This is a genomic window from Thermococcus sp. MV11 (assembly GCF_012027285.1).
In the GTDB taxonomy this organism is placed as follows: domain Archaea; phylum Methanobacteriota_B; class Thermococci; order Thermococcales; family Thermococcaceae; genus Thermococcus; species Thermococcus cleftensis.
Window position 1 is genome coordinate 287,613 of the sequence record NZ_SNUD01000003.1, and the last position, 25,189, is coordinate 312,801.

27 protein-coding genes are annotated in these 25,189 nt (G+C 57.2%); 17 read left to right on the top strand and 10 right to left on the bottom strand.

Annotated features, from left to right (window positions below; translation table 11 throughout):
- Position 1: 1 nt before the first annotated feature.
- Positions 2-1,252: an ABC transporter permease gene (locus tag E3E27_RS09175; RefSeq protein WP_167774317.1), complete on the top strand. Its 1,251-nt coding sequence runs from the start codon at positions 2-4 to the stop codon at positions 1,250-1,252.
- Here E3E27_RS09175 and E3E27_RS09180 read toward each other — a convergent pair whose 3' ends face one another.
- Both E3E27_RS09180 and E3E27_RS09185 read right to left on the bottom strand, forming a co-directional pair.
- A complete protein-coding gene (locus E3E27_RS09180; RefSeq protein ID WP_167774318.1) occupies positions 1,253-2,326 on the bottom strand; it encodes a GTPase in 1,074 nt (357 codons plus the stop codon).
- Positions 2,280-2,615 carry a TIGR04076 family protein gene (locus tag E3E27_RS09185; protein WP_167774319.1) on the bottom strand — a complete coding sequence of 112 codons (336 nt, stop codon included), beginning with the start codon at positions 2,613-2,615 and terminating at the stop codon, positions 2,280-2,282. The genes E3E27_RS09180 and E3E27_RS09185 overlap by 47 nt, the downstream gene beginning before the upstream one ends.
- A gap of 91 nt (positions 2,616-2,706) precedes the next feature.
- On the opposite strand from E3E27_RS09185, the gene E3E27_RS09190 reads away from it, so the two are divergent.
- The 5 genes from E3E27_RS09190 to E3E27_RS09210 are packed head-to-tail and all read left to right on the top strand — an operon-like array spanning position 2,707 to position 10,595.
- On the top strand, positions 2,707-4,152 hold the full coding sequence (locus E3E27_RS09190; protein WP_371731583.1) for a DUF515 domain-containing protein: 1,446 nt from the start codon (positions 2,707-2,709) through the stop codon (positions 4,150-4,152).
- Between the two features lie 10 nt (positions 4,153-4,162).
- On the top strand, positions 4,163-5,164 hold the full coding sequence (locus E3E27_RS09195; RefSeq protein WP_167774321.1) for a hypothetical protein: 1,002 nt from the start codon (positions 4,163-4,165) through the stop codon (positions 5,162-5,164).
- A 15-nt stretch (positions 5,165-5,179) separates the two neighbouring features.
- Positions 5,180-8,614, top strand: coding sequence for an ATPase, T2SS/T4P/T4SS family (locus tag E3E27_RS09200; protein ID WP_371731584.1), 3,435 nt, complete (start codon positions 5,180-5,182; stop codon positions 8,612-8,614).
- Between the two features lie 11 nt (positions 8,615-8,625).
- Complete coding sequence (locus E3E27_RS09205) at positions 8,626-9,690, top strand: type II secretion system F family protein (RefSeq protein ID WP_167774322.1); 1,065 nt, start codon at positions 8,626-8,628, stop codon at positions 9,688-9,690.
- Between the two features lie 5 nt (positions 9,691-9,695).
- Positions 9,696-10,595, top strand: a complete 900-nt coding sequence (locus E3E27_RS09210) for a type II secretion system F family protein (protein ID WP_014788859.1) — start codon at positions 9,696-9,698, stop codon at positions 10,593-10,595.
- On the opposite strand, the gene E3E27_RS09215 is transcribed toward E3E27_RS09210, so the two are convergent.
- The gene (locus E3E27_RS09215) at positions 10,572-11,063 is read right to left on the bottom strand and encodes a peptidylprolyl isomerase (protein ID WP_014788858.1); all 492 of its coding nucleotides are present in this window, start codon (positions 11,061-11,063) and stop codon (positions 10,572-10,574) included. The genes E3E27_RS09210 and E3E27_RS09215 overlap by 24 nt on opposite strands.
- A 91-nt stretch (positions 11,064-11,154) precedes the next feature.
- Positions 11,155-11,649, bottom strand: coding sequence for a DUF2118 family protein (locus E3E27_RS09220; RefSeq protein ID WP_014788857.1), 495 nt, complete (start codon positions 11,647-11,649; stop codon positions 11,155-11,157).
- Positions 11,650-11,717: 68 nt separating this feature from the next.
- Here E3E27_RS09220 and E3E27_RS09225 point away from each other — a divergent pair, with 68 nt between their 5' ends.
- The 5 genes from E3E27_RS09225 to E3E27_RS09245 are packed head-to-tail and all read left to right on the top strand — an operon-like array spanning position 11,718 to position 15,663.
- Positions 11,718-12,569, top strand: coding sequence for a DUF4129 domain-containing protein (locus E3E27_RS09225; protein WP_167774323.1), 852 nt, complete (start codon positions 11,718-11,720; stop codon positions 12,567-12,569).
- Positions 12,556-13,008: a hypothetical protein gene (locus E3E27_RS09230; protein WP_167774324.1), complete on the top strand. Its 453-nt coding sequence runs from the start codon at positions 12,556-12,558 to the stop codon at positions 13,006-13,008. The genes E3E27_RS09225 and E3E27_RS09230 overlap by 14 nt, the downstream gene beginning before the upstream one ends.
- Positions 12,977-13,930 carry a MoxR family ATPase gene (locus tag E3E27_RS09235; protein WP_014788854.1) on the top strand — a complete coding sequence of 318 codons (954 nt, stop codon included), beginning with the start codon at positions 12,977-12,979 and terminating at the stop codon, positions 13,928-13,930. Before E3E27_RS09230 ends, E3E27_RS09235 begins: the two co-directional genes overlap by 32 nt.
- A gap of 9 nt (positions 13,931-13,939) precedes the next feature.
- Complete coding sequence (locus E3E27_RS09240) at positions 13,940-15,244, top strand: DUF58 domain-containing protein (RefSeq protein WP_167774325.1); 1,305 nt, start codon at positions 13,940-13,942, stop codon at positions 15,242-15,244.
- Complete coding sequence (locus tag E3E27_RS09245; protein ID WP_167774326.1) at positions 15,241-15,663, top strand: hypothetical protein; 423 nt, start codon at positions 15,241-15,243, stop codon at positions 15,661-15,663. Before E3E27_RS09240 ends, E3E27_RS09245 begins: the two co-directional genes overlap by 4 nt.
- On the opposite strand, the gene E3E27_RS09250 is transcribed toward E3E27_RS09245, so the two are convergent.
- A complete protein-coding gene (locus E3E27_RS09250) occupies positions 15,660-16,493 on the bottom strand; it encodes a carbohydrate kinase family protein (RefSeq protein ID WP_167774327.1) in 834 nt (277 codons plus the stop codon). The genes E3E27_RS09245 and E3E27_RS09250 overlap by 4 nt on opposite strands.
- Positions 16,494-16,639: 146 nt before the next feature.
- Between E3E27_RS09250 and E3E27_RS09255 the strand changes: the two genes are divergently transcribed.
- The 3 genes from E3E27_RS09255 (at position 16,640) to E3E27_RS09265 (ending at position 18,780) form a co-directional block, all read left to right on the top strand.
- Complete coding sequence (locus tag E3E27_RS09255; protein ID WP_167774409.1) at positions 16,640-18,133, top strand: carboxypeptidase M32; 1,494 nt, start codon at positions 16,640-16,642, stop codon at positions 18,131-18,133.
- A 69-nt stretch (positions 18,134-18,202) separates the two neighbouring features.
- Positions 18,203-18,442 carry an antitoxin VapB family protein gene (locus E3E27_RS09260; protein ID WP_167774328.1) on the top strand — a complete coding sequence of 80 codons (240 nt, stop codon included), beginning with the start codon at positions 18,203-18,205 and terminating at the stop codon, positions 18,440-18,442.
- Complete coding sequence (locus E3E27_RS09265; protein ID WP_167774329.1) at positions 18,412-18,780, top strand: type II toxin-antitoxin system VapC family toxin; 369 nt, start codon at positions 18,412-18,414, stop codon at positions 18,778-18,780. Before E3E27_RS09260 ends, E3E27_RS09265 begins: the two co-directional genes overlap by 31 nt.
- Here the strand turns inward: E3E27_RS09265 and E3E27_RS09270 are convergent.
- Together E3E27_RS09270 and E3E27_RS09275 are read right to left on the bottom strand one after the other, a co-directional pair.
- Positions 18,773-19,120: an ASCH domain-containing protein gene (locus tag E3E27_RS09270; protein WP_167774330.1), complete on the bottom strand. Its 348-nt coding sequence runs from the start codon at positions 19,118-19,120 to the stop codon at positions 18,773-18,775. The genes E3E27_RS09265 and E3E27_RS09270 overlap by 8 nt on opposite strands.
- Before the next feature lie 12 nt (positions 19,121-19,132).
- Positions 19,133-20,245 carry an NAD(P)/FAD-dependent oxidoreductase gene (locus tag E3E27_RS09275; protein ID WP_167774331.1) on the bottom strand — a complete coding sequence of 371 codons (1,113 nt, stop codon included), beginning with the start codon at positions 20,243-20,245 and terminating at the stop codon, positions 19,133-19,135.
- A 60-nt stretch (positions 20,246-20,305) separates the two neighbouring features.
- Here E3E27_RS09275 and pcp point away from each other — a divergent pair, with 60 nt between their 5' ends.
- From pcp to E3E27_RS09290, 3 genes are read left to right on the top strand one after another with little or no spacing between them, the layout of a single operon-like run.
- Positions 20,306-20,908, top strand: a complete 603-nt coding sequence (gene pcp / locus E3E27_RS09280) for a pyroglutamyl-peptidase I (protein ID WP_167774332.1) — start codon at positions 20,306-20,308, stop codon at positions 20,906-20,908.
- Between the two features lie 39 nt (positions 20,909-20,947).
- Positions 20,948-22,960, top strand: coding sequence for a DUF460 domain-containing protein (locus tag E3E27_RS09285; protein WP_167774333.1), 2,013 nt, complete (start codon positions 20,948-20,950; stop codon positions 22,958-22,960).
- A gap of 28 nt (positions 22,961-22,988) precedes the next feature.
- A complete protein-coding gene (locus E3E27_RS09290) occupies positions 22,989-23,600 on the top strand; it encodes a DUF2238 domain-containing protein (protein WP_167774410.1) in 612 nt (203 codons plus the stop codon).
- On the opposite strand, the gene E3E27_RS09295 is transcribed toward E3E27_RS09290, so the two are convergent.
- From E3E27_RS09295 to E3E27_RS09305, 3 genes are read right to left on the bottom strand one after another with little or no spacing between them, the layout of a single operon-like run.
- Positions 23,581-23,889 (bottom strand): transcriptional regulator, encoded by a 309-nt coding sequence (locus tag E3E27_RS09295; protein WP_167774334.1) that lies wholly within the window; start codon positions 23,887-23,889, stop codon positions 23,581-23,583. The two genes, E3E27_RS09290 and E3E27_RS09295, sit on opposite strands and share 20 nt — an antisense overlap.
- Before the next feature lie 4 nt (positions 23,890-23,893).
- Positions 23,894-24,508, bottom strand: a complete 615-nt coding sequence (locus E3E27_RS09300; RefSeq protein ID WP_167774335.1) for a hypothetical protein — start codon at positions 24,506-24,508, stop codon at positions 23,894-23,896.
- Between the two features lie 31 nt (positions 24,509-24,539).
- Complete coding sequence (locus tag E3E27_RS09305) at positions 24,540-25,184, bottom strand: lysostaphin resistance A-like protein (protein WP_371731585.1); 645 nt, start codon at positions 25,182-25,184, stop codon at positions 24,540-24,542.
- Positions 25,185-25,189 lie beyond the last annotated feature (5 nt).

Sequence of the window (25,189 nt, forward strand, 5' to 3'; positions counted from 1 at the left end):
GATGGGAAGGAAAGCGGGAGTTGCGATACTCGTAATCTTCGCGCTCTTCGTAATCTTCTCGAACGCAGCCGTGAGCGAGGAGGACATTGCCAACTGGGAGAATCTCAACTACTGGAAGGACAACCCGCGAATGGCATATCCCTCGTGGTTCGCACTATTCGGCGACAGAACTCCCACTGTCTTCCTGGAGCCGTCGCTCGTTGAGGCGAACGGTTCCTCGGTTTACAGGTTTTCCTACGAACATACCTACCGCGATAAGCCGAGCGACGTCAGATTCTACGGCCTTCCCTACGGCGAGGAGGTTGAGATAAGCGTTTTAAGGCCGGACGGGATCAGAGTGCCCCTCTATCGGGGCATCGCCACCTCCAGCAATCTCAGCCTCAACACCAACATGCGGGTGGGAGTTGTTTCTTCGCTTTCCGACGTTCTCAATCTCAGCGAAGCTGGATACGTCCTCTTCTCCGCGACCGAGCTTTTGTTCTCCCGCGACGGAAGTATGGCAACCCTCAACGGGGGGTACGTCTTTGAGGTTCGCTTAGCAGGAAACGCGACCCCTTCCGTTGAAATCCTTGGAACCTGCTACGGTCTCCTCGGCACGGACTCCTACGGCAGGGACATGTGGGTGGGCTTCGTCAAGGGAATGAACAACACCCTCTACCTGGCCTTCTTCACCACGGTGCTGATAGTGGTTCTGGGGGTTCTAATAGGTCTCATTTCGGGCTACGTTGGCGGTGCCCTGGGTGAGTTCATAACGTTCCTCCTGGAGGTTCTGGTGGCTTTGCCGATGCTCCCAATCCTCGTCGTCCTCGTCTGGCTCTTCTCCACCCAGGGCTACGGCCAGCAGGTCAGGATAAACCCCGTCCTCTTCATGTTCTTCGTTGCCCTCCTAACCCTTGGGAAGTTCGCCAAGACGGTTAGAATGATAACGATAAAGGAGAAGGTGAACGAGTACGTCAAAGCCGCGGTGAGCATGGGTGCCGGCACGCTCTGGGTCCTGAGGAGGCACATACTCCCGCCGGTCGGGGAGTTCTCCCTCAGGTACTCCACCATACTCCTGGCCAGGATAGTGGCGCTGATTTCAGTGTTCGGATTCTTCGGCCTGATTCCGGGCACCAACTGGGGCTCCTTCATGATAGAGGCCATGAACCAGGGGGCGCTCTACGGGGGCTACTGGTGGTGGATAGTGGCGCCAGGTCTTGCCATGGCCGTTCTAAGCGCCGGTCTGGCCTTTGTCTCCTCCGGCTCCGGTTAGCTACTCCAGTATCGCCACTACACCCTTCCACTTCTTTCCGAAGCACTCGCTCGCCAGGACGTGCTTGCCTGTCAGCCGCTCCAGGAGCTTTGTTCCGCCGTCGCACTTCTTGAAGCCCGTCGCTATTCCCACGGTGAAGCCCTCTATCTCCCTTATTCCTACGCGCTTTGTGCCGTCCAGCTTCCCCCTCAGCTCGTCCCCGTACCTCCAGAGTATCCTTCTTGGGTCCAGGAGGAGGTCCCTTTCAATTCCGTCCAAGACATCTTTGAAGTCCCGGATAAATTCCTCCTCCCTTCTCTCCTCCTTTCCGAAAAGAGTAAAACGGCCGGTCTGCCACTCCCTGAGGAACCATCTTGCCGTCTCCTCCAGATCGACCTCACCGCCGGCCTTTATGAGGCCCCTTCTCTCGCCTATCTTCCTGAGGATCTCCTCCTCGCCCTCAAACTCCTCGATGCCAAACTTCTCGGTTATCGCTTCCCGTCTCGTTTCAAGTATGCGGGAGATGAGCTTTAACGCCGGCTTGACGGGTTCATCTATCTTGTCTGCAGGGAAGCCTCCCTTGATGACTAGCTCGTCGAAGTCGTCTATTGGAACCACTCCTGGGCTGTCCAGGAGCCATATCCTCTTGCTCAGCCGTATCAGCTGCTTCCCCTTTGTGTAACCAGGTATTGGGGCCGTGCCGACCGCCCTCTTGCCCTTCAGGGTGTTTATTATCGTGCTCTTGCCGACGTTGGGGTAGCCTATGAGCGCGACCTTCACCCTTTCGCTCTCCTCCAAGAGCGGCTTCGCGAGCCTTTTGATTTCCTTCCTCAGTATTCCGGTTCCCTTTCTCTCCCTGGCGGAGATGAAAACCACGGGTATCTCGCTCTTTCTCTTGTACTCCTCGGCCCATTCTTTTGGAACCAGGTCCGCCTTGTTCATGACTATGAGGAGTGGCTTGCCCTCTTCCTGGACGAGCCTCTCGAGCTTTCTGTTTCTTGTTCCTATCGGGTCCCTTGCGTCCACTACCTCTATGACCATGTCGGCCTCATCTATTACCTCCCTCACCACCCTCCACGCCTTTCTCGCCTTCATCTCTAACCACCGTTATCTCGAAGATTACCGTGCCGCCGTCCGTGTACGGCGGCCCCGGGTCGAGGCACTGAACGTATGCCTTCTCTCCCCTGCCCAGGCCTAGCTCACTCGGCTTAATACCCTTTCGCAGCGCAACTATGTACGGCAGGAGCGATGCGAATGCATGGGTGCATATGGCGTCGGTTTCCTCGAGCTTTACCTTCGGCCCTTCGACCACTATCCTGTCCCCGAGGTGAAAAACAGGGCATTTTCCCCGGATTTCTGCTACGCGAATCTCTAGCCGCTCCATACCCTCACCGAAACCTAAATAAAGATTGACGTTCAAAAAACTATCCGATACAAGAAGTCGGTTATGATAACGATTGATGGTGGTGCTCAACGTGTCCGAGGATATTGAGGCGAAGATTCGCCGTCTGAGGGAGCTGGGTAAAACTAGCGTGGAACCAGAGGTGCCGAAGACTGCCGCCCCTCCCGTCAAAAAGCCCCCCAAAAAGCCCCGCCACGTGGGGAGCATTAGGGAGAGAGAACGGAGAAAGAGGATCTTGACCGGTGCTGCGATAGTTATTATTGTGATCCTTATCATCTCAATGGGTGCTTACGTTTACCTGCAAAACCGTGCGGCTCAGGAGCTTAACGACCTCAGGGAGCAGAAGCTCAGGGAAGTGTACACCTACTTCCGCGGTGACATAGTTAATGAGTCCAAGAACTGTACTCAGCAGCCGATTGAGATAAGGAAGAAGCTCATAGCCAGCATAAACTCCGCCCAGACTGTTGAGGAACTCAACGCGATAGACGTTAAAGCGGCCTACAACCAGGCCGTCAGCGCCTACAACGAGTGCCTTCAGAGAATAGAGCGCCTTAAGTACGAGAAGGTCCTCAACCAGACCAAGGCAGAGAAGATACGTGAAATAGAAACTGAGTTCCAGAGCATACTTGCCATGCCCCTGCCAGATGACCTGAGGGCCAAGGTGATAGATTCAATGAAGAGCCTTGAGGCCCAGGTCATGAACGCTGAAACCGTGGAGCAGGTGGACTCCGTTGATCCTGCCCCGTACCTGCTCCAGCTATGGAGAGATTATTACTACTACAGGATCGACATCATTCCTGGCCAGGAGGTCATTCTTGAGAAGGACTCCACGAAGAGGATAGTGAGCAAGGCCGATGCCAAGGCAATCTTGGGCGGAATATTGGACTACAGGGAGCTGATGCAGTACAACGTTTACAAGGTCGAGTACGTTGACCTTGCCCTCGTCCTTCCAAGGGACAGAATAAACGGTGCCTTCCTTGCTCCAGGGGACAAGATAATGATATTTGCCAAGAACGACACTGGTGCCATCTTCAAGGAGATAGCCAACGAGGGCTACGTCCAGCTCGTGCTCCTTCCAACAGATGCGGGTATAATTTCTGTAAATGAAGCTCAGAGCCAGAGTAGCACGTCAAGCTCCACCTCCAGCACCCAGTACAGTGAGGAGCACTCTACCACCTATACTCCGGGTGACTCGACCCTAACGGACGGCCAAAGCACCAGTGATACCTACACCAACAGCCAGAGTGCCAGCCAGAGCGCCTCCGCCAGTTATAGCTACTCCGTTGATCTCACCGAGATCCTCAAGGCCATCGCCGCGGGCAAGATACAGGCCAGCGATGAGGTCAAGGAGCAGCTCAGGGCCTACGGCTGGGAGATCGTGGATCTTGAGAAGGAGTCCGGAATGCTGGTCCTCGATCCGAACTCTCAGTTCCTTGTCATTATCAGGGTGCCGTCGATCTTCGTGCCGGACATACTCTCCAACCAGCAGTACCTTTACATAGCCAAGAAAGCGACCTGAGGTGGTCATTATGAAGCGCCTCGTGGCTACCCTCTTCATTCTTTTGTTAGCTTCTTCTCTGGTTAGCGGTGAGACCTACGAACTCCCGGGTGTGACTCCTGACCAAAAGCCGTACAACAACATTGGAATTCTTGGGGAGGTTATGATAGACCTTAACGTCACGATCGTGAACACCGCGCCCTTCCCCAAGTTCGTTATAGTCAATCCCCGCTACGACTTTCACGTTTTCAGGCTTTCCAACGATGAGTACATGGTCTCCTATCGCGTGGGGGACACTTCCTACCACTACCCCTCCCGCCTCGACAGGACGTCCCTAAACTACTACCTCGGCTTCTGGGTTATGCCATATGAGACCGTTGTCGTGAACTTCAGGATACCCTACAACAATTCCTACCTGCTCCAGACCTCAGGCTACCAGTCCATCTGCGGCGACACCAATAAGATAACAAACGTTACCTACTACGTCATCAACGGCAGCCTCGCCCACGGGGGTAAAATAGACGTGTCCGATGATATATCCATGCTCAGCTGCGGGGTCATGTACCCTCAGCTCGTAAACACACCAAAGATAATCTCTCTGAGGAGCATGTTCCCGATGAACGACGGCCACGTAAAGGTACTCAAGTACGAGGGAACCGTCACCTTCCGCCTCACCAACGCGCCGAACCGGGCAGGAATATTCAACACCTTCTTCGCCGCCTCCGTGCCGGTGATCTTTAAGGAGGCCAAGATGTACAACTTCACCCCCAACTACACGATGACCTACAGGGAATACATGGAGGAGTTCGTGTGGAAGTACAAGGGACTTGAACCCCCTAAGAGAACCGAGCCGGAGCAACAGCTCCCCAGCGTGTCTGGTATGTTCCAGCTCTCCAACACCCTCCTGACTGGGGTAACCGTTGGCGCCCCAGTCGTTGAGCCTCCAAAGGAGGCAGGTCTCGATTTCCCCGTGTGGATAATCTTCCTGGGAGGAAGCATGGACATAAAATACCACGTTGAGTGGAGCGCTTAGGGGCGGTGAGAGTCGGTGTTCGACGAGGTGTTCAATGAAAAGAAAAAGAAGAAGGAGAGCCTCTCCTGGATAGATGAAATACTCAACGGGGAAGATGACCTCCTGGAGAGCATGCTGAAGGGGGATAAAACTAAGAAACGCGAGGAGGAGCTTCCCTTCGTCCAGAGCAAGGGAGGAGTAGATCTGGAGGAGATCCTTAGCACTCCCACGACCCCTGAGGAAGCCGCGGAAAGGAGGCCTACAGGGGCGGATATTCTGGAGGAAATACTCGTCAAGGAGGAGCCAGTGGAGAAGCCAAAGCCGGCACCGAAGCCCAAGCCTCCCTCAACTCTGCAGGACATCCTCGGTTCCTCAGTGCGCTCTGAAGAGGCTGCTTATGCAGGCAAGGCTGAGGTTCTCGATGCATACGGCAACGTCCGCATACTGAAGGTCAAGGGTGAGCCGGTGCCGATATACGAGATACGGCTTCCAAAGCTCAGCCGTGACGAGGAGGAGCTGTTCCTTCGCATTAAGGACAGGGCGATAACCGAGCTCCAGATTGACCCTGCCGCGTTCCCAACCCTGGAGGAGCGCAGGCGCGTCTTCATGAACGCCGTCAGGAAGATGATAAAGGAGGAAGCTCCCCACTTTTCCGAGGGAAGGGTTGAGATACTGGCCGAGATGATAGTCCAGCAGATGATAGGCTACGGCAAGCTCGATCCCCTCGTCCGCGACGATAACCTTGAGGAAATCATGGTCATAGGAAACAACCGACCGGTCTACGTCTGGCACAGGCGCTTCAACATGTGCAAGACCAACGTGGTGTTTGAGGACGAAAAGGAGATACTGAACATCATAGAGAGAATTGCCAGGGAAGTGGGGAGGAGAATAGACCAGCAGAGCCCGCTCCTCGACGCCCGTCTCCCAGATGGAAGCCGTGTGAACGCCACCATACCTCCAATCAGCCTCGACGGTCCGACGATAACCATTCGTAAGTTCAAGAAGGATCCACTTACAATAATAGACCTCATCAAATACGGGACGATGAACACCGAGATAGCCGCGCTCCTCTGGATATTCGTGGACGGCCTCGGTGTTAAGCCTGCCAACGTCCTCGTTGCTGGTGGAACGGGTTCGGGTAAAACCACCACCCTCAACTCCCTCGGAATGTTCATACCCCCGAGCGAGCGCGTCATCACGATAGAGGACACCGCGGAGCTTCAGCTCCCCGTGGAGCACTGGGTGAGGCTCGAGACGAGACCGCCCAACGTCGAGGGCAAGGGTGAAATCACCATGGACGATCTCGTCAAGAACACCCTCCGTATGAGGCCCGATAGAATCATCGTTGGTGAGGTCCGTGGTCCCGAGGCCAGAACGATGTTCACGGCAATGAACACCGGACATAATGGCGCCCTCTACGACTTCTCGGTCGTTCAGCTGTCCAACGGGAAGTTCGTCCTAATCGGAGACCTCATAGACGAGCTGTTCGAGAAGTACTCGGACAGGATAGAGACCTACAGGGATTTGGAGTACATAGTCCTCGATGATGAGGACAGGTTCGAGGTCGTGAGCGTTGGGCCGGACCTGAAGGCGGGCAAGCACGTCGTCTCGCGGGTGTGGCGCAGGAAGGTCAGGGAGGGGGAGAAGCTCGTCCGCGTGAGAACCAGGACGGGCAACGAGGTCATACTCACCAAAACTCACCCCTTCTTCGTCTTCTCCGATGGGGACGTGGTGAGGAAGGAGGCCGAGAAGGTAAGGCCCGGTGACAGGGTTGCGGTGATGATGAAACCACCGAGGCCGCCCCAGGTTAAAGCCGTGATAAACCCCGAAATCTACGCGGGAATAAGCGATTACTACCTCGTCCCCAACGGAAAGGGCCTCATAAAAGTTCCGAACGATGGAATACCGCCCGAAAGGGCCCGGTATCTCCTCTCAATCAACTCGAAGCCAGTGAAGCTCGTCCGCGAGGTGAACGATGGCTTAGCTTACGCCCTCGGAGTCATAATCGGCGATGGATACATATCCTCAAACGGCTATTACGTCTCGGCCACCTTCGACGATTCCTCCTACATGGACGCCTTCGTATCTGCCCTCTCTGAGCTTCTCCCTGAGAGCGAGCCGGAAATCAGGAGCGGTGCAAACTACACCGTCGTAACCTACGGCTCAAGGATATTTGCAGAGTTCCTCCACAGGGCCTTTGGAATCCCCAAGGGGAGGAAGAGCGAGCTGGACGTTCCCGACTTGGTGCTGACCAACGACGAGCTGTTGAGGTACTTCATAGCAGGTCTCTTCGATGCCGATGGCTACGTGGACGAGAACGGTCCCGCCGTGGTGCTCACCACGAGGAGCGAGAACCTTGCCAGGAAGGTCTGGTACGCCCTTCAAAGGCTCGGGATAATAAGCACGGTCTCGCGCGTCAGGAACAGGGGTTACAAGGAGGGCGTAATCTTCAGGGTCACGGTGAGCGGGATAGAGGATTTGAGGAGGTTCCACAGCCTCGTCCCCCTCAGGCATTCAGCTAAGAAGGCAAAGCTTGAGGGACTTATACGTGGCAGGCGTTCCCGCCGTGAAAGGCGCGTCTATCGCGTTCCGATCTCGGCTGAGATGATTTCACCGCTGAGGAGAAGGTTAAACCTGAAGGTTTCGGAGCTTTCGAGGCTCGCCTCCAGCTACGCCGGCGAGAAGGTCTCGGAGAGCCTCATACGCCACGTTGAGAAGGGCAGGGTGAGGGAGATAAGGCGCTCCGCCCTCAGGGGAATAGCCTTGGCCCTCCAGCGGGTCGCCAGTGACCTCGGCGATGAAGAGGCCTGGACGATGGCCAAGAGGCTGGAGCTTATAGCTGAGGGCGACGTCTACTGGGACGAGGTCGTCAGCGTCGAGGATGTTTCGCCGGAGGAAGTTGGAATAGAGTACCTCTACGACCTCACCGTTGAGGAGGATCACAACTACGTCGCCAACGGAATCCTCGTCTCGAACTGTATGGGTACGATCCACGCCAACAGCGCCAGGGAGACTATAGTAAGGCTTGAGAGTCCCCCGATGAGCGTTCCGAGGATAATGATTCCGGCCCTGGATATAATCATCATGCAGGTTCGCTTCCACAGCAGGAAGAAGGGAACCATAAGGCGCATAACGGAGATAGCCGAGATATCGGGCATTGAAGCTGAGAGTGTCCAGCTCAACAAGCTCTACAAGTACGATCCGGCCAAGGACGAGCTGGTTCCAACGGGAGTTCCGAGCAGAACCCTTAACAACCTGGCCCACCACACGGGAATGAGCGTTGCCGAGCTGGAGCTGGAGAAGGAGAAGAGGAAGATAATCCTTGAATGGATGGTGGAGCAGGGCATCAGGAGCATTGATCAGGTGGGTTACTACATCAGACAGTTCTACATCGACGAGGAGGGCCTGCTGAAGAAGATAGCTGCAGAGGGCAGTCTCGAGACCAGCAGACAGGTTAAGAACCTAATCTAAGGGTGATAACCGTGAGCATCGTTAGGGCCATCACCGACTTTTTGGAGCATCTGGGCGGTAAGACAATAGAGGTCGCGGAAAAGCCGATGAGAAGCATTCCAAAGGGTAAAAGCGTTCAAGAAAGGTTAAGGGCACTTAAGGAGCTTCAGAAGGAGATAGAGGCCGAGAAGTCCGAGGGTGAAAAGGAGAAGGAGATGGAAGAGCTTATCGAGTGGAGGAAAAAGGAGATACAGAGGCCTTTCTCTGACAGACTCGCGGACGCGATGCTGCGCTACTTCAGGGGCCCCATCGAGTCCCTCACCTCCTCTTTCAAGGGTCTTGACCAGGATCTCTACCGTGCCAACATTCTCACCCCTCCGGATAGGTACGTTGCCTTAATGCTTGCCGTTTCGGTGTTCGCGGGGATCTTCGGCTTTCTCTTTGCCTACCTGCTCTACATGCCCGTCGAGACTTCGGCACTCGTAGGTTTCCTAGGCTTCGTGGGCGGTTTCTTTTACATGAGGCACTATCCCAAGATGGTCTGGAAGCGCAGGGTGGCGGAGGTTGAGAGGGCGATGCCCTACGCCCTCAGGCACATGGCATCGCTCCTCAGCGCTGGAGTGGGCATAACCGAGGCGATACTCTCAGTGGCCCGGGCCGACTACGGTGCCATATCAGAGGAGTTCGAGCTCATGCTGAGGGACATGAGGACCGGCTCCTCCTTTGAGGACGCCTTGATGAAATTCGACGAGAAGATGGGATCTGAAAACGTCAGCAGGGTCGTCAAGCAGATACTCAGGGCCGTGAAGTTCGGTGGAAACCTCTCGGAGGTTCTCTACAAGCTGGCCGAGGACTTCGCCTTTGAGTACAGAATGAAGCTCGTGGAGTACGTCCAGAAGGTGAACGGTATAGCCTTCATCTACATGTTCCTCACCATAGTCATGCCCACGATGTTCGTCGTTGGAATCCTGGCCGGTTCGGTCATGGCGAGACAGCTGGTGATGCCGGTTGAGACCTTGGCGGTGATACTGCTCTTTGCCTTCCCAGCTATATCGCTGATAATCATAAACATGATCAAGAAGGGAGAGCCGAGGTGACTTCAATGGCAGGACTCTCATCTGCAATGGTCTCCCTCATAGAGAGGATTGTTCCCTCCAAATGGATGAAGCGCTACGAGCTCTTTATATACTCGGCCAATATAAACTTCCTCGCCGCCGAGTACCTTGTGGTTTCTCTGTTGGCCGGCGTAATAGCCTCTCTCCTGGTATATATGCTCTCAAAGCCCGCCTACTCAGTAGTATCCTTCATTGCGGTATTTCTCGGCATGGCTTTTGGCTACCCATACTGGAGGATAACTAAGCGCACCGAGGAAATGGAGAAGATGCTCCCCGATGCCTTCTTCTACCTTGCCAGCTCGCTGAGGGCGGGAATATCGTTCTCCGAGGCCCTTGAGGAGCTCACCACGGCGAAGTTCGGTCCCCTCACCGACGAGTTCAAGAAGACCGTGGCCGAGATCAGGAAAGGCCGTCCGACAGTTGAGGCACTCAAGGCCTTTGCCATCAGGAACAAGAGGTCCACCGTGATCTACCGCTCCATGATGATAATCATCGAGGCCCTTGAGAGAGGAGCGCCGATGAGCGATGTTCTCGTTTTCGTTGGAAATGACGTTAGGGAGATACTCCGAATAAAGCAGGAGCGCAAGGCCTCGACCGGAATGCAGGTGATGTTCTTCATAATCACCAGCGGGGTAATAGGGCCGCTGATTTTGGGCGTTGTGGCTCAGATCATGACCGCTATGAACGTCGGTGATATAAACCTTCCAGTGGAGACCATTAGCAATATACTTCTCGGGTTCATAGTTCTTCAAGCTATAGCGTCCGGACTTGGAATAGGGGTAATAAGAGAAGGGAAGTACTCAGCGGGGCTGAAGTACAGCCTCCTGCTGGTGATCATGGGCGTGGTTGTGTACAACGGTGTCTTAGGACTCGGCCTCGCCGGCTGAGCTTTCCTTTGCCTTTTCTATCTCCACTACCTCAACCTCGAAGATGAGGGTCTTCCCGGCAAGTGGGTGGTTGAAGTCGAGGCTCACCTTTTCGTTCTCAACCTTGGCTATCTTCGCTATGCCCGAGTCCGTCATGACGTACATTCCCTCGATCGGCTCCATTCCTATGTTGGTGAACTCGGTTATCGGAACCTCGATTATGAGCTCGGGGTTCGGCATGCCGTAGGCCTTCTCCGGCGGTATAGTGACCGTCTTCTTCTCGCCCACTTCCATTCCGATGAGGGCCTCGTCGAGCCCCTGGATAATCTCACCCACCCCGATGTTCACGCCGAGGGGACCGTACTCCCTCTCCTCGACGTATATGCCGTTCTCCCTGGCGATGTCCTCGTAACTCGTGTCAAAAACTTCACCGTTCTCAAACCTGCCTATGTAGTGGAACACCACAAAATCTCCAGCCTCAACCTTCATTTCCTTCAACTCCAAAACTGTCTTCGCCGTAACTAGGTCCGGTTGCTTATAAACCTTTGGGCATTGCTACACAAGAATGTGAAAAGATGCGTTACTCCTCCGGCAGTATGTAGTAGACGTAGTGCGGCCTGCTTGTTATCTCGTCTATGAAGACCACCGTTCCGGTCTTCGGCGGCTTGAGGTAGTGGACCTCCCCTTTTCTGGTCGTGACGGCGGCGAAGGCGTCTCCCTTCCTCACGCGGTTGCCGACGTTGGCTATTATCGTCTTTGTGTACCCCTCAACGGGGAGTATTAGGAGCTCGTCGTCCTTCTTGAGGTATATCCTTGTCCTTCCGTCGGGAAGAACCAGTATTGCATCGACCAGCATCTTGCCCTCCATTCCGTCCACGTAGAGGTAGAACCTGTCGTAGACCTCCTTCGCCAGGAACTTCGCCCTCTCCACCTCCACGAAGTTGGGAACCTCCTCACCCTTTTCCAGCCAGACCTCGACGCTCCCCTGGATTATCACGCAGTCCCTCGCGACCCTTCCCTCCTGAAGGCACTCCTCTGGAGGGGCCTCAACGTAGAGCCTCGGCATCTTCTCCATGCTACCACCCAGGGTTTACCTCGGGGTAAAAGCTTTTAAACCTGCCCTTCGTACCACTCCTGATAAAAATGTCCATCGGGGTAAAATTCGCGGCACTCTACACCCTGTTGTTTGCACTGATGACCCTCATGATGGGCTACAGCGTTGAAAACTCCGGAATTCAGCGGAGTGAGGCCCCTTCCTTCGGCGTTCTGCTGCTCGCAATCGTTGCCGTCTCCCTGCTGGTCATCTTTCTTGTGCTCTTGAGCTGGAGGGACCTCTCACCAGGCAAGAAAAAGTATCCCGTTAACGTCAGGTCCTACATTATGGCCTGGGCGTTCGCGATAGCCGGTGCGGCCGGAATACTCTACTACATCGGCCGCTCGAATCCCACTCCCCCCGTGAACTCCACCCTCAACTCGTCCCTTAACAGCACGACGGCCAACGGCAGCGCTATCCCGCCGGCGCCGGTTTACCACAACGACACCGTTTCAGCCGCCCCTCCCTCGGGGGTTCCCTCGAGCTACCTCCTCTACGGTGCGGCGCTTCTGTTCCTCGCGGGTCTGTCCTACTTCGCCGTGATCTATTACCGCGAGGCCCTCAGGAGGAGGAAGCTTAGGGAAATGAGGCTTAAGGCGGAGCTCTTTGACAGGAAGGTGGAGGAACTCGGTCTGGAAATGTTCAGCGACCCAAGGGAGGCGGTTGTTGGGATATACAAGAACGCCGTCCTCTGGCTGGAGATACTCGGCGTTCCATACAAGGAAAGCTGGACCCACTGGGAGCACGCCGAGAGGGTTCAAATTTTCAGAGAGCCCTTCAGGGGCATAACTGAGCTCTTTGAGAAGGCAAAGTACGCTCCTGAGAAGGTTACGTGGGAGGACGCGGAGAGGGCGCTCGAGCTCTACAGGAAGATGAGGGGGGCGGTGAATGAGGTTTCATAGGGCCCTTCTTATCGTTGGCTCCGTTTTGGTGCTGGTCGCCACCCTGGCCGGTTCCTACCTGGTCAGGTGGCTGGCCGTTCTCTTCCTGGGGGCAGTGATGGCGTTCTTTCTGTTCGGTGTTGAGATGAACGTGGCGAGACGGAGGCGGGACCGCGAACAGAGGGTTGAGAGGAAGACGGACGTGGACAGAACCGTTTCCCTCCTTAGGAAGGCCAGAACCGGCAGGGTCGCCCGCTCCCTTGTGGAGGAGAGGATAGTCGAGATCTACGCCACCCTGTCCGACGACTACAATTCCACCTATCACTCACTCATCACGAATCCGAACGAGGCCATAAGGGCCCTCCGCGCGGAGGGCGATTTCCTCGACAACCTGGAGAAGGCGCTTGACATTGTGGAGGCTGATCTGAATGAAGGTGGGAGAGATACACGAGAAGGGTAACGCCGTTCTCTCAGAGGTAAAGAAAGCGATAGTCGGAAAGGACGAGGTGCTGAGGCTTATCCTGACCACGATACTCGCCGACGGCCACGTCCTGCTGGAGGATCTGCCGGGACTGGCCAAGACCCTGATGGCCAAGAGCTTCGCCAAGGCCCTCGGCGTCCAGTTCACCCGCGTCCAGTTCACGCCGGACCTGCTCCCGAGCGACATACTTGGAGTGAGTGTCTTCAACCAGAAGACCCTCGAGTTCGAGTTCAGGAAGGGGCCGGTCTTCACCAACATACTCCTCGCGGACGAGATAAACCGCGCCCCGCCGAAGACGCAGTCCGCTCTACTCGAGGCCATGCAAGAGAGGCAGGTTACCGTTGAGGGAAGCACCCACTCGCTTCCCAGGCCCTTCATCGTCATCGCCACCCAGAACCCGATAGAGCAGGAGGGAACCTACCCGCTCCCTGAGGCCCAGCTCGACCGCTTCCTCGTCCGCCTCCGCGTCGGCTACCCCTCGAAGGCGGAGGAGATAGAGATACTCCGCAGGAGAATGGCCAGGAAGAGGGAGGAACCGGACGTCCAGACGGTCCTGAGCGCGGAGGAAGTGGTCGAGATGCAGAGGGCGGTCGAGGAGGTCTACGTCAGCGACGCCATACTGGAGTACATAACCGACATCGTGACGGCCACCAGGGAGGACAGGAGGGAGATAGAGATAGGCGCCTCTCCGAGGGGAAGCCTGGCCCTTCTTAAGCTCTCCAGGGCCTACGCCGCCCTCAACGGAAGGGACTACGTGATTCCCGACGACGTTAAAGCCGTTGCCGTTCCGGCTTTGAGCCACAGGCTTATCCTCAAGCGCGAGCTGTGGTACACCAAGGTGAGCCAGGAGAGCATAATGGAGAAGCTCCTCGAGCGCGTTCCGGTTCCTAAATTCGAGTGAGGTGGAACGGTGCAGCCGGTTCCAAGGACTCCAACACCCGCTGAACTTGGGAAGGGGCCCGCTGAGGACGCCGGGCCAGAGGGGAGAATGGTTCCAACGGAAAAGGCTGAAGAGCTTTTCCTGGCCCTCTGGCTTCTTGTCCTCATCGCCTTCCTCCTGCTCCGCTGGGATCTGGTTTACCTCCTCCTTCCGGCCCTTTGGCTGGTCTTCGTCGCGGTGTTCTTCTTCAAGCCCAAGATGGACGTCAAGCTGGAGAGGGTGATTCCCCACAACCGCTTCCTCGAGGGCACTGAGATTGAGATAGTGCTCAAAATAAGGGCCGGCGAGAGGATTCCAAGCCTCAAGGTGAGGGAGGACCTTCCCGAGGGGCTTGAGTTGATAGACGGGAGAACCGAGTGGGTGCTGTCCCTGAGGAAAGGCGAGCTGAGGGAGCTCCGCTACCGCGTCCGCGTTAAGCGCGGAATCCACGAGTTCAACTGGGTCGAGCTGAGCTACCGCGATCCCTTCGGCTTCTTCCACTTCACGAAGAAGTTCGACCTCTACACCGAGCTCATAGGCGTTCCCATAATAGAGGACGTTCCAACGCCCTACTCCACGAGGGGAACCAAGATAACCGTCGGCTCCCTCCCGAGCCCCAGGGTAGGTGAGGGCGTGGAGTTCCACGCTATCCGGGAGTACCAGCCTGGCGACCCGCTGAAGATAATCAACTGGAAGGCCACCGCCAGAACCGGCAGGATAATGGCCAACGAGTACGAGAGCGAGCGCAAGGTGGACGTTGTCTTCATAGTCGATGCCTCCTACACGGGGGAGCTGGTCTTCGACGACCTCATTCGAGCCGCCGCCTCGCTCATGCTCAACGCCCTCAACAGCGGAACCAGCTTCGGCCTGCTCCTGGCAGAGGAGGTTCCCCTCTGGGTCCGCCCGGACTACGGCAAGAGGCACTTCTTCAAGTGCATCGACTTCCTCAGCACCGCCAGGCCCGACAGGAACAACATGATAGCCTACCAGGTCGAGCACCTGATACGCTCCCACTTCCCGCCGAGGGCGCAGCTGGTCTACTTCTCGCCCCTCCTCACGGAGGAGAGCAGGGAGGCGCTCAGGATAATGTCCGCCTTCGGCTACAACGTCGTCGTCATAAGCCCCGACCCCTACACCGCAGTTGAGCCAAAGAGCCGCGAGGAGGAGCTGGCCCTCAGGCTGCTCAGCCTCCATAGGAGGGCCGTGCTAAGGAAGATGGCGGGCTATGGGAGGATAATAGACTGGGACGTCAGGAAGCCGCTGAAGGCCGCGATAGCGGAGGTGATCCAGGTATGAGGATAAAAAGAAGGTTCTACTCCCTTGCACCGCTGGTTCCGCTCTTCCTCCTGCTGGCCCTGATCGACCGCCGCACGCTCCTCCTTCTCCCCCTGGCCCTCATGGGCCTTCAGTGGTACTTCATCGGCTCCCTCTTTTTCGTCTCCGTGGGGGCCTTCCTAATCTACACCAGGACCGGCGGTTTCTACGGCCTGGCGGTTATGGCCCTGGCCCTTCTGGCCCTGGAGATGGGCTACCTGGACAGGGAGAATGCACCGCTGGAGCACTACGCCGTCCTTCTGGCCGCAGTAGCCCTCGCCTTCCCCACATACCTGCTGATGGTTTCCGTCTCGCCCCTCCTGCCGAGGCTCGAGGTCACCGCCCTGGCCGCTTTCCTGCTGGTCGTGCTTTACACCTTCGTCAGGCTCGCGACTGACTAGATGCTCCAGCTCCCCTTTTTCTTCAGGACCTCCCTCGCCCTCTCCAGTCCGAGTTTTACGCAGGTCTCTACAGGCTTCCCCCTGGCGTAGCCGGCAAGGAAGCCGCCGGCGAAGGCGTCCCCGGCTCCAGTGGGGTCCACGATTTCGTTTTCACCTATGGGGAGCGCCGGAAACTCCCTGAACTTCCCATCGTAGATGAGAACTCCCCTCTCGCCGCGGGTTACGACCACGATTCCTGCGCCCCACTCGTGAAGAACCCTCGCCGCCTCCTCGACACTCTCCGCGCGGGTCATAACGAGGGCCTCCCTTTCATTGGGGAAGATGACCTCGGCGCGCGAGACCACCTTCCTCATGAGGTCCGTTTTCTCCCGGTAGTCGGCCATGTACGTCGGATTAAAGTCCAGGCTCGTCCTCTTCCCCTCGAGCCTCTTCAGGGCCTTCAGTTGCTCCTCCGGCGGAATGGGGGCGATATGAAATACTTTTGCCTCCATGTACTCCTCTGGGATCTGCGTTTCACCCATATTCCTAGCAACACCCATCTCCACAGGGGCATCGACGCTCCCGTCCTCGTGGTAAATCATGTAGATGTGAATCGTCTTTCCGGGCAGGATTTGAACCCCCCTAACGTCCAGAACAGAGGAGAGCTTTTCGAGCCACTCCCGCGGAAAGTCCTCCCCCACCTTGGTGACCAGCCCGACCCTCGCCCCGGCCAGGGCGGCGGAGGTGGCCACGGCCGCCGCCGCTCCGCCCGGCAGAAGTACCTCCTCCCTTCCGGGGAACCTTATGTGGTCGATCGAGACGTGTCCGAGGACAACCAGGTCAAGTTCCATTCACATCACCGCCCTCGCTTTTCATGTCACTATGGTTTTCCGCTTAAGCCGTTTCCGGTCTGAGTAATCGAGTTCTACTCCTTCGTTTAGATGCTCATCGAAAAGGTTTAAAAGTTCGGCCCCCCAAACTCCCCCAGGTGGTTGCCATGGAGAGCGTCTTCCAGAACGAAACGGTTAAGGAGATCCTGGCCAAGTACAGACGGATATGGGCCATAAACCACGCCCAGAGCGTCCTCGGCTGGGACATGGAGGTCAACATGCCAAAGGAGGGAATCCTCGAGAGGAGCGTTGCCCAGGGCGAGCTTTCCGTTCTCAGCCAGGAGTTCCTCCTCAAGCCTGACTTCGTCGAGCTGGTCGAGAAGGCGAAGGGGCTTGAGCTAAACGAGTACGAGCGCGGTGTCGTTCGCGTCCTCGACCGCTCGATAAGGATAAGCAGGGCCTTCCCGCCCGAGTTCCTCCGTGAGATGAGCGAGGTAACGAGCCAGGCGACCAAGGCATGGGAGGAAGCAAAGAAGAGCGACGACTACTCCAAGTTCGAGCCCTGGCTGGACAGAATCATAGACCTCGCCAAGAGGGCCGCTGAATACCTCGGCTACGAGAACGAGCCCTACGACGCTTTACTCGACCTCTTCGAGGAGGGCACCACAACAAGGGACGTCGAGAAGATGTTCGACAAGCTGGAGAAGGAGCTCAAGCCGCTCCTTGAGAAGATCATGGAGGAGGGCAAGGTTCCCCAGAGCCACCCGCTCGAGAAGGAGCGCTATGAGCAGGCCCAGATGGAGCGCGTGAACCGCTGGATCCTTGAGAAGTTCGGCTTCCCGCTTGGAGTCCGCTCAAGGCTTGACGTTTCAGCTCACCCCTTCACGACCGAGTTTGGAATAAGGGACGTGAGGATAACCACTCGCTACGAGGGCTACGACTTCAGAATGACCGTCCTCAGCACCGTCCACGAGTTCGGTCATGCACTCTACGAGCTCCAGCAGGACGAGAGGTTCATGTTCACGCCCATAGCGGGTGGAGTCTCCCTTGGAATCCACGAGAGCCAGAGCAGGTTCTGGGAGAACATCATCGGCCGCTCCAGGGAGTTCGCCGGGCTAATCTACCCAACCCTCAGGGAGAACCTGCCCTTCATGGCCAACTACACGCCCGAGGACGTTTACCTGTACTTCAACATGGTCAGGCCCGACTTCATAAGGACCGAGGCTGACGTGGTCACCTACAACTTCCACATTCTGCTCCGCTTCAAGCTAGAGAGAATGATGCTCAACGAGGGCGTCAAGGCGAAGGATCTACCGGAGCTCTGGAACGACGAGATGGAGAAGCTCCTCGGTATAAGACCCAAGACTTACCGTGAGGGAATCCTCCAGGACATTCACTGGGCCCACGGAACGATAGGCTACTTCCCGACCTACAGCATCGGAACCCTCCTTTCCGCCCAGATATACTACCACATGAAGCGCGACCTCGACGTCGAGGGGCTCGTGGGTGAGGGCAACTTCGGCCCGATAAAGGAGTGGCTCAGGGAAAGGATACACCGCTGGGGAAGCATCTACCCGCCGAAGGAGCTCCTCAGGAGGGCCATCGGCGAGGAGCTGGACCCGGAGTACTTCATCAGGTGGGTGAGGGAGAGGTACCTCTGACTTTTCTCCCTCTTTGCACCCTTCGTAATGCTTAAATGCGATGCATGCATTCAGTGTATTGGTGGTGTCATGGTAAAGACCATCACTATCTCTGACGACGTTTATGAGGAGCTCCTTCGAATCAAGGGCAAGAAGTCATTCAGCGAGCTGTTCCGCGAGCTGTTAAGGGAAAGGAAGGGGAACGCTGATGCCCTTCGCCACCTCTACGGAATCCTGAGCGAGGAGGAGTATAGGGAGACCAGAAAGAAGCTCGAGGAAATCGAGGGGGAGTTCGAGAGATGGGGGCGGTCCTTGACACGAACGTCATAATCGAGATTGCCCGGGGAAAAGGGGAGGTTCTCGACAGGGTAACGTCATTGGACAGCACCTTCTACATAACCTCGATAACCAAGTTTGAAATCCTTCTTGGAATGCCGAGGAAGGACGAGCTGATATGGCTCGAAGCCCTCATAGAGCTACCCTTTGACGGGAAATGCGCCGAGATGGCGGCGTATCTCCACAGGAAACTGAAAGAAAAAGGAACCCCCATGTCCCTCCGCGACCTCTTCGTAGCGTCAACTGCAATTGTCAACGGTCTGCCGATAATAACCCTGGACAGCGACTTCGAGGTTTTGAAGGAATTGGGCTTTGAGGTTCACGTCATTTAGGCTCCCCTATCCACGCCACCGGCTCGACCTCTATCGCCGCGACGCCGTACTTCTTCTCCTTCTCCTCGGAGTAGAAGCGCCTGTAGACCCTGACGCCCTCCTCGATGCTCTCAACTCCCGGGAGAACGTTCTCAATGCCCTCCTTCTCCAGCATCTCCCTGAACGACGAGTAAACTCTAACGTCCTTCACGACGCACACCAGCTTGTTCTCGAAGACTATCTCGTCTCCCGGCCTGATGGCCTGCCTCTTCTCATCGTAGAGCCTGCCCTCGATCCTCTTCCTGCCCTCGGCTATCGCCTTCAAGTACTCCTCCTGGAGGCCCATTTTCCACCTCGCCAAGCCATCACCCCCTCACACGAGGTAGCGGACGATGCTCGGGCTTATCCTTATTAGCTTTGCGAGGAGTTTCGGCCTCCTGAGTATCGCCTTCGCGGTCTTCACGTGGTCGTCGAAGTCCGCCTGGCTCTCTATGACCTCCCTCGCCTCCCTGCTCCCGAGCACCTCGAAGACCCTCTCGATGTCCTCCTGGCTCATTCCCCTGAATATCCTCCTGAACCGCATTCCAAAGCTTATCTGGTTTTTGATCGCTCCGCAGAGCTTTTCATAGCTCTCGGGCTTCCCTGCCAGCAGGGCCTCCCTCAGCGCCCTGGCGCAGAGCATTCCAAAGACTATGCCTCCCGCGGTGGTCGGTTTTATCTGGAGCGCGGCGTCGCCGAGCAGTGCCACGTTGCCCCTCACCCAGGGCTTCCTCCAGCCGAAGCCCACCGTTCCGGCCTTGAACTCGACTATGGAGGTTGGCCTGAGCATTCTCACCCGGAGGAAGCGGTTGAGGGCCTCGATGCTCCCGAGGGTTCCGACCCTCGCCAGCCCCTCGTTCACCGGGGCCACCCACATGAAGAAGTCCCCGTTCATGTCCTTGTTCACCCAGACCTCGACGAAATCCTTCCTGAACTCGCCGACAACTTCGACCTCGTAGCCGCTCAGGAACTCGGCCTTAGTTTTGGCCCCGATTGCCCTCGCCACCGCACTGTTTACCCCGTCGGCCCCGACGTAGAAGTCCGCCTCCACCTCAAGCCTCTCGCCCAGGTGCTGGAGGACGGCCTTTCCGTTCCTGAACCCCCTGAAAGTCGTGGCCATGTAATAATCCACGCCCCTCCTAACGGCCCTCTCCGCGAGGCCCTTCTCCAGGGCCTTTCTATCGACCAGGTAAGCCTGGGGGCTTTTCCTCTCTATCTCGAAGCTCTGAATCCGGGAGTAAAAAACGGCCCCGCGCAGTTCGTTGAGAACGGCCTCCTCGGGAAGGCCCAGCCTCTCGTAGTTCTCGGCCCCTATTATTCCGGTGCAGGCCTTGCCCCCGAAGGAACCCTTCTTCTCGACGACCGCGACGCTGAAGTCCCTCGCGAGCAGGTTGGCCAGGTAGTTGCCGGCAGGCCCGCCGCCGATTATGAGAACATCGTACCTCATTCCCACCCCTCGCCCGGTGTAGCTTTTAAACCCTAAAAACCTAACCTTTCCGGTGATGCTATGAAGGTTCTCGTCACGGGTTTCGAGCCCTTCGGAGGGGAGAGGATCAATCCCTCATGGGAGGCCGTTTCCAGGCTTCCGGAGGAAATTGAGGGGGCGGAGATAGTTAAGCGCAGGCTTCCGGTGACGTTCCGGGGTGTCAGGGAGCTCCTCCCAAAGCTGATAGTGGAGGAGAGACCGGACGTCGTTATCCTGACCGGCCAGGCGGGGGGCAGGCCGAACATCACCGTCGAGAGGGTTGCGATAAACGTGATGGACTCGGAAATGCCGGACAACGAGGGCTTTGCCCCGGAGGACGAGCCGGTGTTCGAGGGCGCTCCAGCGGCGTACTTCGCGACGCTCCCCATAAAGGCCATAGTGAAGGCCCTGAGGAAGGCGAATATACCGGCGGGGATTTCAAACACCGCCGGGACCTACGTCTGCAACGCGGCCATGTTCACGGCGCTTCACACGATAGCCGTGGCTGGAATGGAAACCCGGGCCGGCTTCATTCACGTGCCCTTCAGCCACGAGCAGGCCCTGGAAAAGCCGAGGCCTTCGATGGCCCTCGAGACCATAGCGCGGGCCATTGAGGTCGCGGTCAGAACCTCGCTGGAGGTCTGAAACCTTTTTAAATCCCCTTTCCTAAACCCTACAAAGCCCATGAGGGTGAGGCCTATTCTGATCCTCGGCCTTGACGTGATAAGTGAGAACCCGAAGAGGTTCGCCGTCGTGAGCTGGTTCAACGGAAGGCTCGAGAGAAAGGGGGAGTTCACCCTCTACCGCCTAATCCGGTTCATTCAGGCCAAGAGGCCCGATATAGTCGCCATAGACAGCGTGACCGAGCTCGGTGAGGACCTGAGGAAGTTCCTACGGGCGCTTCCGCCGGAGACGAAGCTCGTCCAGGTGACCGGGAGGCCCGGGGAGCAGAGGAGCCTCCAGAGCCTCGCAAGGGAGCACGGCATAAGAACAGCAGACAGGTTCGACCCCTACGAGGAGGCGAAGCTCTCCGCCCTGCTCGCGAGCAGGGGCGTTGGCTACGAGGTTCTGGCCTTCGAGGACGAGGTTATAGTCAGGGTAACCCGGGGCAGGAGCCACGGCAAGGGCGGCTGGAGCCAGGACAGGTACAGGAAGCGCGTGCACAACCTCGTCCGCGACAAGGTGAGGGAGATAGAGGACAGGCTCAGAAGGGCGGATATACCCTTCGACCTTGAGACGGAGGAGAGGGACCACGGCCTGGCCAGGGGCGAGTTCAGGGTGTACGCGAGCAGGGAGGAGCTGGCCGGGCTGATAAGGCCGATGCGCGGTGGCGACGTCGAGGTGAGAATCCAGCCTGTGGAGAGGGCCGAGCTGGGCTTTGCCCCGCTGAAGGGTGAGGAGGCGGTGAGGGAGAGGAGGAGCATCATAGTCGGCATAGACCCGGGCATAACCGTCGGCATAGCCGCGATAGACCTGAGCGGAAACATAGTGGCTTTACACAGCGAGAGGAACATGCCCGTCGGCGAGGTCTTCAGGTTCATAAGCGAGGTCGGCCACCCGGTTGTGGTTGCGACCGACGTTTCCCCCGCCCCGGGCTTCGTCGAGAAGATAGCCCGCTCCTTCAAGGCCAACCTCTTTGTCCCCAGGGAGAGCCTCCGGGTTGAGGAGAAGAACGAGCTCCTCAGGGGCCTTGGGATAAAGGTCGAGGACGACCACCAGCGGGACGCTTTGGCTGCCGCTTACAAGGCCTACCTCAGGCTCAAGCCGAAGCTGGAGCACATTGATGCCAAACTGCGCGATGCTGGGCTTAGCAAGAAGGCCGACGAGGTTAAGGCCCTCGTCATTCAGGGCTACAACCTCGGCGAGGCGATGCAGAGGGTGGCCGCGAGGAGGGAGGACAGAAGGCCGGAGCCTCGGCAGGAGGAAAGCGGGAGCGTCGATGTACGGCCCTACCTCAGGAAAATCCGGGAGCTTGAGGAGAGGATAGAGTTCCTCGAGCGGGAGAACGAGGAGCTTCGCGGGATAATCAGGGAGCAGAGGAGAACCATCGAGAGGCTCGAGAGGCGCATAGCTGACTACGACGAGGAGGTGAGGAGGAAGGTACTCCGCGAGAGGGAGCTTGAGGCGAAGGTTAAGCGCATAGAGGTGTTGGAAAAGCAGCTTAAGGAAGCCAAGGCGGTCATAGAGAGGCTGAGCAGGGATCTGGTCCAGGTCAAGCGCATGAACGTGGTTGAAATCCGCGGTTCGGCAGTCCCGCTGAAGGTTCTCAGGGTTCTGAGCTGGCGCGAACTTGAGAGGCTGGAACGGGAGGTCGGGATAAGGAGGGGTGATGTGCTCTTCGTCCTCAATCCAGCAGGGGCGGGGAAGGCCATAGCCGAGGAGCTGGTCGAGAAGGAGATAAAAGCCCTGATAACCGAGAGGCCCCTTCCGGAGCCGGTGAGGGAAGTGCTGAGAGAGGCCCACGTGCCCTTCTTCACGAGCGAAGAGCTTGACGTCAAGCGCGTCGATGAGTTCGCGGTGGTTGAGCGGGAGACCCTGGAGGGGGCCATCGAGGAACTGCTGTCGAGGTGGGAGCGGGAGGACGAGAGAAGAGAGGCGGAAAAGGTTCTCCGTCTTCTGGAGGAGTACCGGCTGGAGAGGAAGAAGGAGCTTCTCCGGAGGGCCGAGGAGGAGGCGAGGGCGGGGAGAAAGACTTAAGTAGTTCGGGAAACGTCCCGGACTGGTGATGCTTATAAACCGCGAGTCCTACATTATCTTCACCTCGCTCGTCGTGCTCGCGGTGGGCTTTCTCACCGGGATATACTACCGCAGGGTGGACCATATCCTGAGAACCGGCTGGATGATAGCTTTCGTACTCCTAACTTACCACGTCAGCGGCCGCTATGAAAGGCCAGATGGTGTCGCCGGCGCCCTGCTGAGCCCTTTCTTCAACCGTGGAACCCTCGCGGTAACCTCTATTTTCCTGGCAGTACATGCCTCCCTCGTGAACGTTCCATTCACGGACATCGACCTCTTCAACGTGGCCTTCAGGGACGTGGACATGATAAGCCACTTCCTCGGCGGCCTCGTGATGTGGCTGATTGTAACGGAGGTGCTCATGAACCTCAGGCCGGACTTGGGGGGGTGGGAGCTGCTGGGTCACTCCTTCGTGGTTCTCCTCGCTGTGGGCATCGGCTGGGAGTTCGTGGAGTGGATTGGAAGCCGCTTCACCGAGGGAATCCTTCAAGAAACGCTCCTCAACAAGGTTAGAGACGTTTTGATGGAACAACTCGGGGCACTGTCCGGACTGTTGATGGTATCGAGCAGGGGGTACCCATTTACACCTCCTGGGAGATGAGTGAGAGAACCTCCCTGAGAGCCCTCAGGTACTCTCCGGTTTCCTCCGCCCCCTTCTCGGTTATCCTCACCGCGGTTCTCGGTCTGTCGGCGAAGACCTTGTAGAGCTCGACGTAGCCCGCTTTTTCAAGGGCCTTGAGGTGGGAGTCAAGGTTTCCGGGGGTTACATCGAGAACGTCCAGAAGTTCCCTGAACAGAACCTTTCCCCTCGGGAGAAGGTAGAGCATAATCCCTAGCCTTATGGGATTTCCCAGGACGTGGTTCCTGCTCAGCTCCCGCAGGGCCTCCATTCTATCACCGCTCTATCGCCTTGAAGGCTGAGTAGATGTACAGCAGCACAGAGAGCGAGAATCCCAGCGCCACGAGAAATCCCGCCCAGACCATGGCACCGCTTTCCATCTTGGCCGCAAGGGCTATTCCCAGGGCGGGAATCAGAAACGATGGTATAATCTCGCGCTCCACTCCGCTGTACTTTGCGAAGACCAGCCACATGCCGAAGACCGAGAGGGTTATGAAGCTCAAAAAGCCCACCGCGAGGCTGGCCTCCGCGTTTACCCCGGGGTCCAGCCTCGGAATAACCCCCCACCCGAGGGCGATTCCAGTTATCCATGAAACGGCTATCAGGATTCCGCTGGTGGTCGATGATTCCACTTCCTTCCCGGTGGCCATTCCAAGCTTCTGAAGCCTCCTCCATATCCTTCCCGTGAAGCCCATCGCCAGTATGAACGCCACGGGCCAGTAAACGATGTTGAACTGCCAGGGAAGGTCAAAAACGCCGATGATCACGTAGTATAACAGCATCACGGCCAGCCAGACCGCGAAGCTCATCGCGCCGTAGAGCTTCCCCGCCGCTATCAGCTTGCCCTCGACCCTCTCAAGGACGCTCTTCAGTTCCCTAACCTCTTCCATTTCTCCCACCGGTTGAAAGTATGGCGCACTGCTATTTATACCCCCGACTTTCTCTGAACTTCAGAACGGCCAAGCCAGCGAGGTTCGCGGAGGAGTGGAGAACGAAGGCCGGGGCCATGCCGCCCAGGGCGAAGATGTAACCCGCTAGGAGGCCGAGGACGAACGCTCCACTCAGAACGACGGCCCTTTCCCTGGGCCCATCGAAGGCCATCAAGTGGGGGAGGGCAAAGAGGGTTGCGGAGAACGTTATCGCGCCCCAGAAGTGGCCGTGGTTCAGGAGGTAGCCTTCAAGGAGCCCCCTATTGAGGGCCTCCTCGCTCAGCGGTGCCAGGAGCAGGAGGAGGAAAAACTTCCGCGCACCTTCGGGCAGAAACCCGGGCATAGCTTTAGAGGGTACAAAGAGGTTGAGGACGAGCGATATTGCAAAGCCGAGGACGAAGGCCTGGCCTATGTAAGCATCACTCCAGACGAAGCCGAACCTTTCGAACCCGCCGAGAAGCTTCATGGCCGTCAGGGAAAGTAGGAGCATTGTCAGCTGCATCATGAAGCCCGCTCTTTTCGGGCTCTTTCTGGCGGATATGGACGCTATAACGGAAGAGGGCACGAAGACCGCGAGCCAGAGGAGTAGTGCAAGGACGAAGTCAATCATGGCAGAGGCCTCCGGAATTTCCCTCACTTCCC

Bases quoted from the DNA above. Each gene is read 5' to 3' on its own strand.
- E3E27_RS09175 (WP_167774317.1), top strand. From the start codon at position 2: ATGGGAAGGAAAGCGGGAGTTGCGATACTCGTAATCTTCGCGCTCTTC.
- E3E27_RS09180 (WP_167774318.1), bottom strand. From the start codon at position 2,326: ATGAAGGCGAGAAAGGCGTGGAGGGTGGTGAGGGAGGTAATAGATGAG.
- E3E27_RS09185 (WP_167774319.1), bottom strand. From the start codon at position 2,615: ATGGAGCGGCTAGAGATTCGCGTAGCAGAAATCCGGGGAAAATGCCCT.
- E3E27_RS09195 (WP_167774321.1), top strand. From the start codon at position 4,163: ATGAAGCGCCTCGTGGCTACCCTCTTCATTCTTTTGTTAGCTTCTTCT.
- E3E27_RS09210 (WP_014788859.1), top strand. From the start codon at position 9,696: ATGGCAGGACTCTCATCTGCAATGGTCTCCCTCATAGAGAGGATTGTT.
- E3E27_RS09215 (WP_014788858.1), bottom strand. From the start codon at position 11,063: ATGAAGGTTGAGGCTGGAGATTTTGTGGTGTTCCACTACATAGGCAGG.
- E3E27_RS09220 (WP_014788857.1), bottom strand. From the start codon at position 11,649: ATGGAGAAGATGCCGAGGCTCTACGTTGAGGCCCCTCCAGAGGAGTGC.
- E3E27_RS09225 (WP_167774323.1), top strand. From the start codon at position 11,718: ATGTCCATCGGGGTAAAATTCGCGGCACTCTACACCCTGTTGTTTGCA.
- E3E27_RS09230 (WP_167774324.1), top strand. From the start codon at position 12,556: ATGAGGTTTCATAGGGCCCTTCTTATCGTTGGCTCCGTTTTGGTGCTG.
- E3E27_RS09235 (WP_014788854.1), top strand. From the start codon at position 12,977: ATGAAGGTGGGAGAGATACACGAGAAGGGTAACGCCGTTCTCTCAGAG.
- E3E27_RS09245 (WP_167774326.1), top strand. From the start codon at position 15,241: ATGAGGATAAAAAGAAGGTTCTACTCCCTTGCACCGCTGGTTCCGCTC.
- E3E27_RS09250 (WP_167774327.1), bottom strand. From the start codon at position 16,493: ATGGAACTTGACCTGGTTGTCCTCGGACACGTCTCGATCGACCACATA.
- E3E27_RS09255 (WP_167774409.1), top strand. From the start codon at position 16,640: ATGGAGAGCGTCTTCCAGAACGAAACGGTTAAGGAGATCCTGGCCAAG.
- E3E27_RS09260 (WP_167774328.1), top strand. From the start codon at position 18,203: ATGGTAAAGACCATCACTATCTCTGACGACGTTTATGAGGAGCTCCTT.
- E3E27_RS09265 (WP_167774329.1), top strand. From the start codon at position 18,412: ATGGGGGCGGTCCTTGACACGAACGTCATAATCGAGATTGCCCGGGGA.
- E3E27_RS09275 (WP_167774331.1), bottom strand. From the start codon at position 20,245: ATGAGGTACGATGTTCTCATAATCGGCGGCGGGCCTGCCGGCAACTAC.
- pcp (WP_167774332.1), top strand. From the start codon at position 20,306: ATGAAGGTTCTCGTCACGGGTTTCGAGCCCTTCGGAGGGGAGAGGATC.
- E3E27_RS09285 (WP_167774333.1), top strand. From the start codon at position 20,948: ATGAGGGTGAGGCCTATTCTGATCCTCGGCCTTGACGTGATAAGTGAG.
- E3E27_RS09290 (WP_167774410.1), top strand. From the start codon at position 22,989: ATGCTTATAAACCGCGAGTCCTACATTATCTTCACCTCGCTCGTCGTG.
- E3E27_RS09295 (WP_167774334.1), bottom strand. From the start codon at position 23,889: ATGGAGGCCCTGCGGGAGCTGAGCAGGAACCACGTCCTGGGAAATCCC.
- E3E27_RS09300 (WP_167774335.1), bottom strand. From the start codon at position 24,508: ATGGAAGAGGTTAGGGAACTGAAGAGCGTCCTTGAGAGGGTCGAGGGC.